The 8,872-nt window shown below is 64.2% G+C and carries 11 protein-coding genes; all 11 read left to right on the top strand.

The genetic code is table 11. From position 1 onward, the window contains the following. The coding region (locus tag B7X90_RS17605; protein ID WP_292626722.1) for a site-specific integrase at nucleotides 1–687 on the top strand (687 nt) is incomplete at its 5' end. Further along, nucleotides 684–2,048, top strand: coding sequence for a tyrosine-type recombinase/integrase (locus tag B7X90_RS17600; RefSeq protein WP_043061577.1), 1,365 nt, complete (start codon nucleotides 684–686; stop codon nucleotides 2,046–2,048). The genes B7X90_RS17605 and B7X90_RS17600, both read left to right, overlap by 4 nt. Then, nucleotides 2,045–3,109: a tyrosine-type recombinase/integrase gene (locus B7X90_RS17595; protein WP_292626716.1), complete on the top strand. Its 1,065-nt coding sequence runs from the start codon at nucleotides 2,045–2,047 to the stop codon at nucleotides 3,107–3,109. Before B7X90_RS17600 ends, B7X90_RS17595 begins: the two co-directional genes overlap by 4 nt. Before the next feature lie 292 nt (nucleotides 3,110–3,401). Continuing rightward, nucleotides 3,402–3,671 (top strand): hypothetical protein, encoded by a 270-nt coding sequence (locus B7X90_RS17590; protein ID WP_292626714.1) that lies wholly within the window; start codon nucleotides 3,402–3,404, stop codon nucleotides 3,669–3,671. Further along, a complete protein-coding gene (locus tag B7X90_RS17585) occupies nucleotides 3,658–4,002 on the top strand; it encodes a type II toxin-antitoxin system RelE/ParE family toxin (protein WP_292626713.1) in 345 nt (114 codons plus the stop codon). The genes B7X90_RS17590 and B7X90_RS17585 overlap by 14 nt, the downstream gene beginning before the upstream one ends. 103 nt (nucleotides 4,003–4,105) lie before the next feature. Then, on the top strand, nucleotides 4,106–4,522 hold the full coding sequence (locus tag B7X90_RS17580; protein WP_292626711.1) for a DUF3768 domain-containing protein: 417 nt from the start codon (nucleotides 4,106–4,108) through the stop codon (nucleotides 4,520–4,522). A 109-nt stretch (nucleotides 4,523–4,631) separates the two neighbouring features. Next, nucleotides 4,632–5,168, top strand: coding sequence for a hypothetical protein (locus B7X90_RS17575; protein ID WP_292626708.1), 537 nt, complete (start codon nucleotides 4,632–4,634; stop codon nucleotides 5,166–5,168). Between the two features lie 132 nt (nucleotides 5,169–5,300). Further along, nucleotides 5,301–5,660: a DUF736 domain-containing protein gene (locus B7X90_RS17570; RefSeq protein ID WP_292626707.1), complete on the top strand. Its 360-nt coding sequence runs from the start codon at nucleotides 5,301–5,303 to the stop codon at nucleotides 5,658–5,660. A 78-nt stretch (nucleotides 5,661–5,738) separates the two neighbouring features. After that, entirely contained in the window at nucleotides 5,739–6,086 is a 348-nt protein-coding gene (locus B7X90_RS17565; RefSeq protein WP_292626705.1) for a hypothetical protein, read from the top strand. A 150-nt stretch (nucleotides 6,087–6,236) separates the two neighbouring features. Continuing rightward, the gene (locus B7X90_RS17560; protein ID WP_292626703.1) at nucleotides 6,237–7,943 is read left to right on the top strand and encodes an ATP-binding protein; all 1,707 of its coding nucleotides are present in this window, start codon (nucleotides 6,237–6,239) and stop codon (nucleotides 7,941–7,943) included. A gap of 61 nt (nucleotides 7,944–8,004) precedes the next feature. After that, nucleotides 8,005–8,622 carry a hypothetical protein gene (locus tag B7X90_RS17555; protein WP_292626700.1) on the top strand — a complete coding sequence of 206 codons (618 nt, stop codon included), beginning with the start codon at nucleotides 8,005–8,007 and terminating at the stop codon, nucleotides 8,620–8,622. Nucleotides 8,623–8,872: the final 250 nt, after the last annotated feature.

Genomic DNA, 8,872 nt, shown 5'->3' with positions numbered 1-8,872 from the left:
GTCGCGGAGCGGCTTCGCTCGATCCTCCGCTATCTGCACCGCACGGATCGCACCGCGATCGACTTGTCGCCGCACGTAATCGCCCCATTGCTTTACGCCTACGAGGGGGTGCCCTCGATCCTTGAGCGGGACCAGATCGCTGCTGTCCTGCGAGTTGCAGGGCAGGACAAAACGCCTATTGGGCTGCGGGACCATGCGATCCTACAACTGCTCGCAACTTATGGCCTGAGGTCGAGCGAGATCCGCAACCTGCGGATCGAAGACATCGACTGGCGCGCGGAAGCGATCCGCATCAGACACACCAAGACCCGGGCCTGTTCGTACCTGCCCCTGATGGCGCCGGTAGGCGAAGCGGTGCTCGCCTATCTGCGCGCCGGACGGCCCGAGACCGACGCCCGGGAAGTCTTCATCCGCACGCGCGCGCCCTATCGCAAGCTCGGGATGCTGGCCAGCGCGGTGCGGCGGCGGCTTCATGACGCCGGGGTCGAGCCGCCAGGCAAGAGTGGTCCGCACATCTTCCGCCATGCGCGCGCAGTCGAAATGCTGCGCTCCGCGGTGCCGCAGAAAATCATCGGAGACATGCTCGGACACCGTTCGGCCGAGTCCACCGCTCCCTACCTCAAACTGGCCATCGAGGACCTCAGGGATATCGCGCTCTGCGTGCCGGGACGGGAGGTGCGGTCATGACGATCTGGCCCGATCCCGAGCGGCAGTTGGTCGAGCGCTATGTGGCCGACCTTGATCTGCGCAGACCGAAGACCCGCACCGTGTACAAGCAGGCGCTCAACAGCTTCCAGGACGAGGTCGAGCGCCACGCCGAACTCGACCAGGACGTGCTGGTGGCCTGGCTTCAGGCGTCGTCAACCCGATGGGCTGCGACGACGCGGCTGCACCGCACCCGCATCATCGACCGGTTCCTCGATCATCTTCTGGAAATCGGAGCGATCGAACGCAATCCCGTCGGCGACCTGCGCGATGCATGCAATATCAAGCAGTGCATGCCCGTGTGGCGCGCCTTGGCGTCGCCCGATCCGAACCAGGCCCTTGCCGCGTTGTATCAGCCCAAACCGTTCGGCAGCGTCCTGGGCGCAATGATGGCCGAGCACGTCGATCTGATGCGGAGCCGCGGCTACAAATACACCGCGCAGCCCGTATGGCTTGTCCGGTTCGACAGGTTCCTGCAACTGAACCCGGTCCTGCAAGATGAACCGATAGGTGTGATGCTCGAACACTGGGCAAGCGCCAAGTCGACTGCCAACCATCCCGCCGAATGCGAGAGGCTGAAGCGCGTCCTGGCGAAAATCCTCCGGCACCGGGACCCGTCGATCCCGCCGCGTCGTCCGGACTCGCGGCCGATCAAGCAAGTGGCGAAGCAGTACCGCAAGCCCCACATCTACTCCCCCGCCGATGTCCGGCGGATGCTCGATATTGCCCGAACCTATCCCTCCCCGCGAGCGCCGCTTCGCCCGTTGAGCATCCATACCATGCTCATGATGGCCTATTGCGCGGGGCTGCGGTGCGGCGAGGTAGCCCGTCTCGATCTTGGCGATGTCGACCTGGATAACGGCACGATCACGGTGCGGCAGACCAAGTTCTTCAAGACCAGAATCCTGCCTCTGTCCAACAGCGTAATGGTCGAACTTCGGGCCTATATCGATGCCCGGCGGCGGGCCGGAGCATCGCAAGAGCCGCGCTCCGGACTGTTCTGGCACGAGCAGGGCAGTGCCCGATACTCGTCCCAGGCCGTCGCCTGGCTGCTGGTCGACGTCATCCGCCGGGCCGGGCTGAAGCCGCCGCGCGGCGTCACCGGACCGCGCCTGCATGACCTGCGCCACTCGATGGTCGTGAACCGCATCCTCGAATGGTATCGCGCCGGCATCAACCCGCAGGAGCGCTTGCCGTTCCTTGCGACCTACCTCGGCCATCGGGATATCAACTCCACGCTGGTCTACATCACGGTCACGCAGGAGTTGCTGCACCACGCCAACGAGCGGTTCCGAGCGGTGGGCGCACAATGCCTCAGCCTGGGGCAGGAGGCGCAGCCATGAGCAAGACCGACCCGTTCCCGAGCCTGCTGCGCGCGTTCTTCTACGAATGGCTGGTCGAGCAGCGCAACGCGTCCATCCATACGGTTCGATCATACCGCGATACCTGGCGGCTGTACCTGCGGTTCGTCGCGCAGCGTGCTGGAAAGAAGGTGGCGGTGATCACGCTGGCCGATCTGACCGCCAGCGAGGTCGCCGCGTTCCTGAGCCATGCCGAACACGACCGCGGCGGCACGATCGGCACGCGCAACTGCCGACTTGCCGCGATCCGCAGCTTCTTCCACTTCGTGGCCACCAAGTATCCCCCATCGATCGCGCAATGCGTCGAAATCCTCAACATCCCGATCAAGCGCGCGCCGGTATCGGAGCCCTGCTACCTCGATCCGGCGGAAGTGACGGCGATCCTCGCTCAGCCCGACCGTTCTACGATCGAGGGTATGCGCGACCATGCGCTGCTCTCGTTCCTCTACAACAGCGGCGCACGAATACAGGAAGCGCTCGATCTGTGCCCCGAAGCGATCCGGTTCGAAAGCCCGAGCTGCGTGCGCCTGACCGGCAAGGGCCGAAAGGAACGCATCTGCCCGCTCTGGCCGGAAACGGTCCTGCTGCTGAGTAAGCTGCTCGAGCGACAGCCACGGGCGCCGGACCAGAGGCTGTTCGTCAACCGTTATGGCGAACCGCTCAGTGCCTCGGGTGTCCGGTTCAAGCTTGCCGCCTACGTGAGGGCTGCGGCAGAAACCACGCCGACGCTGCGTGCCAAGCATGTGACGCCGCACGCCTTCCGGCACGCCACCGCCGTGCACCTCATCTCGGCGGGCGTCGACGTCACGGTCATCCGCAGTTGGCTCGGCCATGTGAGCCTCGACACTCGACACGCTCTGAATAATGCGAAGGAATGTTGGCCGGAAACCGCAGACATCAGCCAATCTGGCCGCGTTCCTTCACATTATCGATACCTCGCGATTATTGCGCGCACTCAAAGACGACCCTCGCGCCATCTTTACCGCCGCCAGCAAGGCTCAGGCCGCTGCCGACTGGATGCACGCCCAGCAGCCTCAGCCTGAGGAGATCGCCGCATGACCCGCGCCCCAAAAATCTGCGTTGAAAATCACATTAGGGCTGGACTGTCAGGATATGTGGCTGCACTTTCAAGTGCAATGCTTGGCGCCGAATTGGGATTGCCGGTCAGGGTGCCGCGCAAGCACCGGAGCTTCGCATGCCGCCCGCCCTCGTGCCCAAGACCGACGCCTGGGAGCGCCCGATTGTGGCATGGGGACAGCCGCGCCCGCGCACCAGCGGGCTGGTAGCAGGCGGTAGGATTTTATGCTACCAGCGGTGCAGGAGGACTGGAGCCCCATGCAGAATGCCGAAAAGATCAGCGTCACGATTACCACCGAAATGCTGAATGCCATTCGTGCGAGCGTTGATGCAGGCGAATACGCATCGACCAGCGAAGCGCTCCGCGATGCTGTGCGGCTCTGGCAGCGCCAGCGTCTGGAGGACACCGAGCGCCTTGAAGCAATACGGGCGCGCGTCGGTCGCTCGCTCAGCGATCCGAGGCCGAGCCTGACGGAAGCTGAGCTTGAAGTGCGTCTGAATCGTTTGTTCGCCGATGCGGCGCATTGACGTCGTCTATCGTCCGGAAGCTGTTGACGATCTGGAAGACATATATCGCTTTATCAGCGATAACAGTGAGGACGCCGGCACCGCGCGGGCGGTCGTGGAACAACTCCACGATCGCTGTCGGCGCATAGGCGCAGTCCCGAACGGCGGAACACCGCGCGATGACCTCGCGCCGGGACTTCGGACGGTGCCCTTCAAACGGCGAGCGGTCATTGCCTATCGCGTGCTGCCTGACGCCGTCGAAATCACCAATATCTTCTATGGCGGTCGCGATCTTGAGGCGTTGTACCGCGGACGGCCGTTATGCGAGGATAACGATCCAGACGCGCATTGAGGCATGCTGAACGACGGGGGCATGAGGGCAGGTATCGGCTGAGGACGGCAACGATCCAGAGGGAAGGGGGCGAGGGGGATGTGAATCTGTTGGGAGACCGTTCATGTCCAACACTTCCTCTTACCCTTCCTCCGACCGGCTCCAGCGCGAGCGCACGGAACGGGTCGCTCACCTCAACGATGAAGTCCGGCGCGGCAATGATCCGCGTGCGCGGATCCTGTTCACGCGCGGCGTGGTCGACCTGCTCGCCGAATCCGAAACCACCGAGACTGCACGCCATGCGCGTGTCGCCATCAACCAGCGCCTGCTGATGCAGCAGATTGTCGGCGCGGCGATCGAGCCGGGCGATGATCCCTACGGCGAACGCGACTTCGGCGTCGTCAAGTTTCTGGACGAACGGATCTTCTGGAAGATCGACAGCTACGCCGCCGATGGCACGTTCTCGTTTGGCTCTGACGCGCCGTGGGATGCGTCAGCCACGACGCGCGTCCTGACCATCCTCCTGCCCTCCGAATACTGACCCAGTGGGCGCCCAGCGGCTAGTCCCAAGCCACCGGCATCCGCGCATCGTCCGCCTGACCGCTGCCGCCCGGCGCTGTGCGCGGCCCTCCATCAGGAGTCCCTTTGCCATGTCCCGCACCATCGATCTTTCAGGAACACCCTTCGACGAACCTTGCGCGCAAGTTGGCCGCGATCCCGATGCTTCGGTGCGTAGCCGTCAGGAGGCTCTCGCCTATCGTGCCGCGCTGACTGCGGCGCTGGGACTGCCGCCCGAGGGCTACGCATTCGAGGTCGTCGACAATCTCCACGACTTCGGGACATACAGCACGGTCCGCCTGCGCTGCCCGACCGACGGCGCGCACTACGATGAAGCATACGAGGCGCTGGCCGAGAACGGCCTGGCGCACTGGCACGAGGCGATGATGCCGGCACCGTACGACTATGCGCCTGACAGTACATGGACGGCGATCTGCCAGCATTCGCCGTCGCGCGAAGCGATCGAGCGCGCACTGATCACGAGCCGCCCCGCAGCCGACGGCACCTTTGCCTTGGATCTGTTCGCCCGGATCCATGCCAATTTGCGCGCAGGATATCCCGATCACGCCGCGCGGGCGGACCTGCGCATTGCCTCCATCCACGAGCAGTCCGGCGCCACCGTGCATTGAGGACCGCCTGCTCGCCCTGCGGACTGGAGGGAAGCGGGATGGGAAGGGGTGGCCGGGGCAGGGATGCCCCAGGCCTTCACCCCCAGGGCCCCCGAGCTGCAAGACGGGGTCCTCGCCAAGGAGCACCAGGCAATGAATATCGGCACCATCCAGAGCAATGCACAGGGTCACCTGAGCGGCTCGCTCGCGACCGTCATGGTCGCCATGACTTTTGCGTTGCGCGAGGTTGAATCCCGCAATGAAAAAGCCCCCCGGTTCGAAATCCTCACCCGCAACACCGGCGGCGCTTTCGTCCAGATTGGCGCGCTGTGGGAAAAGGCGTCGCTCGAGTCCGGCGAATGCTACCTGCAGGGACGTATCGACGACCCCTCGCTGACCCGGCCGTTGCCGATCACCGCGTTCAAACAAAACGATGGCAGCTACAACGTCGTCTGGTCGCGTCCGCGCGCCCGGCAGCGGGTCGATGCTTTCGCGCCAGCCGGACAGGCCTGAAACGCGCGCTGCCCCTAATTCAACCGGCGCCCCGGCCTCCTAACGGAAGTCGGGGCGCTGCATGAGATGGAGGAACCCATGCTGACCCATTCCGAGCGGTTCGCATTCCGCACCCACCGCGCCCACGTTCTGGCCACGACGGGCAACGCTTATGACGCCTGCCAGGTCGACAGCATGATCTGCAAGGGGGACACACTCATCATCCTTGATGAAGGCGTCGTCGGCCTTGCCTGGGCATGGCCGGTCGCCGTCACCACGGCAGCGGGCCATCTCCACAAGCTCGGCGATGCGGGTGCGTTGACACTGGCCGAACTCGTCGCGCCGCTGGAATTCGATGAAACCGATGTTCGCACGGCGATCATCGTGGCACGAGCGCTCGGTTTCGCCATCGATCCCGTCTTCGCGCGGGCTTGCCCCGCCGAGTGACCGGTTGACGCTGCAAGCGTGCGAAGCCCGGAGAATGGCGGCCCATTCCATGGGCGCGGTGCCCATTCCGCATCAGCGGGACTTTTCCATCGCTGCCCCTGATTATCCATCCGCCCCGTGCGGGGGCGTGATCCCCAAGGATACGTGCTCATGACTCTCCCCACCAAATTGCGTGCCCGGGTTTCACCTGAGGCGATCACCAAGGTTACCCGCATTTTCAACGGGACGCTCGATGACGTGTTCAATGAGCTGTTCCAGAATGCGCGCCGAGCCGGCGCGACCACGGTCGCGGTAACGGCAGAGCACCTCGAGGAGGGCTGCCAAATCACGGTCACCGACGACGGGCTGGGCATTGCCGATCCGGAAGCCCTTGTCTCGCTTGGCCAATCCGACTGGTCCGATACATGCCGTGCGTGCGAAGATCCCGCCGGCATGGGTTTCTTCAGCCTCGCCGGCCTCGACACGGTCGTGCGTTCGGTCAGCGCAACCTCTGCCTTTTCATTGGCGATTGCAGGCGATGCCTGGACCGGCGAAGCCGATATCGATGTGGCTGGCTGGGACGGGCCTCGTGGCACCAGCGTGGCGTTCTGCTTCGCGCCACCGCGCGACGGCAAGCTCCAGCGGTGCGTCGAGGCAGCCGCACGGCATTTCCCATTGCCGGTGACCCTCAATGGCGAAGTGCTGAAGCACGTCGACTTTCTTGGAGGTGCCCACGCCATCATCGAGCGTGAGGGCTATCGCCTCGGGGTGTTTCGCAACCGCTATTCGAACCACGGTGATACCGTCAATTTTCATGGGGTGACGCTCCGGCACGTCTTCTCGCAGGTGAAGGAAATTCACCACGCCCAGTGGAGCGTTCACGTCGATGTTGTCGATGCGCCCGAGCTTGTTCTGGTGCTGCCTGCCCGAAAGGAAATCTACCACAACGCAGGCCTGAGACGGCTCGAGATGCTGTGCCGCGAGGCAATGTACGAGACGATCATCGCTGAGCCCTTCCACCGTCTCAGCCACGCATCCTGGCTCGAGGCCAACCTCTTCTTCGACGCGGTTCCCGAAGCGATAGCCCAATTGCCCCCATGGTGCCCGTCGCTGGCGCGAGACAGCTACCGCGATGTTCCTGATTTCACCGCCATCGAAACGAATGCGGCCCTCTACGACAACACGGATTGTCTGGACTCCGTAAATTTCGGCCGTGCGCTCGCTTTTTCGCGGAACGGCCGGGACGGTGACGTTCATCGCCTCGATGGGCCCGCACCACTGACATTCTACGAGCCGATCAAGCCATTCATCGGGTACAGCTGGTACGACCGCCTCGCGTGTTACGTGCGGACCGGTGAGCGATTGAGCGACGACAATGGCAACGAAGCCCCGTGTGGGCCGGATCCCTGCACTTGGCGGCCTGATACCATCACCCTCGAACTCAGCGATCAGTTCGGTAGAGGTCTGGACCTGCGGACCGACTTTGCGCTCCTCGAGAGCGACGATGCCTGGTCGGATGCCGACACGGTGCAGATCGCGCTAACCCGAAACGCGCGGATCGAGGTCGGCGATCTCATCGACCTCATCACCGACGGTGTATTCAGCCCCTCCGGCGATTCTGACGCGGACAGCTACGATACGCAGGAAACGCGGTTCCGCTACGATGCCACGGCGCGGGCACATGCCATTCTCGAAAATGACGATGCGGCGACCCTTGCGGTAATCCGCATGGTCTTTGCCGACCGGATTGCCTGGCGCATTCCCGCCGGGCGGACGCTGCATCTTACCTGGTCGATGGACCGAAAGGCTCTTGTCCTCCTGCCGGAGCCGGACGTCCAGACTCCCACGACGGGCGCCACCGGCGCGCCGTTGACCTGAATAATCGGCCGCGCGTCCGACCCCGCAGCCGGACCAATTCCTTCAGACACAGGAGATCCCGATGGGATGGCTCTCGATGACCCTGCACGGCATGGCGCCCCATGCCACGCCCAAGACTTATCTCGACGACCAGATGACATATCGCCCGGACCCCGAGAAAGGCCGGGGCGACGGTTTGCGCGTCCTCAAATCGGCGGTCCGTTCGGGGGCCTATTACGCTGCCTGCCAGAGCTATGGGGCCGAGGGGGAGGGCGCACCTTTCGCGATGATTTGCCTCGTCCGCTGGAACCCACGTGCCAAAGACGGATTCGTGTTCGGGTACAAGGACATGGCGGAAACGGCAGGCCCGTATTACTTCGATTGTCCGGCATCGATCCTCGACCTGCTTGGCCCCCCGATCAATGACCATGCGGCCCAATGGCGGGCCAAATGCCGCCAGCGACTAGCGCTGACCTCGCGCCGGAAGCCCATGCCCGGTGACACCCTGCTCCTTCCCGAACCGCTGACGTTTTCCGACGGGATCCGCGAACAGACCTTCCGCGTCGTGCCGTGGGGCACCAAGACCATGCTGCTGCGCGCGGGCGACGGGGCCGGTGTGCGGATTTCGCACCTGATGAGCAGGGCCTGGACCCTCGTCCGGCCTGAGGCCGCGGCTGCGGGCTCGCCGGCTGCGGTTTGAACTGTTGCCGTGGTCGGACGGACTGCCCCCCATTCCTCATGTTGACCATCCGGTCTTCGACCGGGCTTCTCCGGCTTCGCCGGGCGGGGCGTATCGCGGGCTGCGGCGCTGCGGGCGTTCCTGCATCGACAAGTCCCGGCTCTGGCGGAGTGGGTCGTGTCCCGGTACGTGGTGTAGGTTCTGCCGGTAGCGAAGCTGACCGGACACGCGCTAATCGATAAAGCGCTGTAGTGTCCGGTCAGTTTCGCGG

Source organism: Novosphingobium sp. 17-62-19 (assembly GCF_002256775.1).
GTDB lineage: Bacteria > Pseudomonadota > Alphaproteobacteria > Sphingomonadales > Sphingomonadaceae > Novosphingobium.
The sequence above is the reverse complement of the archived record's forward strand: the minus strand, read 5'-3'. Positions and strand labels throughout refer to the sequence as shown.

Coding starts and splice junctions, on each gene's coding strand:
- B7X90_RS17600 (WP_043061577.1), top strand. CDS start 684: ATGACGATCTGGCCCGATCCCGAGCGGCAGTTGGTCGAGCGCTATGTG.
- B7X90_RS17595 (WP_292626716.1), top strand. CDS start 2,045: ATGAGCAAGACCGACCCGTTCCCGAGCCTGCTGCGCGCGTTCTTCTAC.
- B7X90_RS17590 (WP_292626714.1), top strand. CDS start 3,402: ATGCAGAATGCCGAAAAGATCAGCGTCACGATTACCACCGAAATGCTG.
- B7X90_RS17585 (WP_292626713.1), top strand. CDS start 3,658: ATGCGGCGCATTGACGTCGTCTATCGTCCGGAAGCTGTTGACGATCTG.
- B7X90_RS17580 (WP_292626711.1), top strand. CDS start 4,106: ATGTCCAACACTTCCTCTTACCCTTCCTCCGACCGGCTCCAGCGCGAG.
- B7X90_RS17575 (WP_292626708.1), top strand. CDS start 4,632: ATGTCCCGCACCATCGATCTTTCAGGAACACCCTTCGACGAACCTTGC.
- B7X90_RS17570 (WP_292626707.1), top strand. CDS start 5,301: ATGAATATCGGCACCATCCAGAGCAATGCACAGGGTCACCTGAGCGGC.
- B7X90_RS17565 (WP_292626705.1), top strand. CDS start 5,739: ATGCTGACCCATTCCGAGCGGTTCGCATTCCGCACCCACCGCGCCCAC.
- B7X90_RS17560 (WP_292626703.1), top strand. CDS start 6,237: ATGACTCTCCCCACCAAATTGCGTGCCCGGGTTTCACCTGAGGCGATC.
- B7X90_RS17555 (WP_292626700.1), top strand. CDS start 8,005: ATGGGATGGCTCTCGATGACCCTGCACGGCATGGCGCCCCATGCCACG.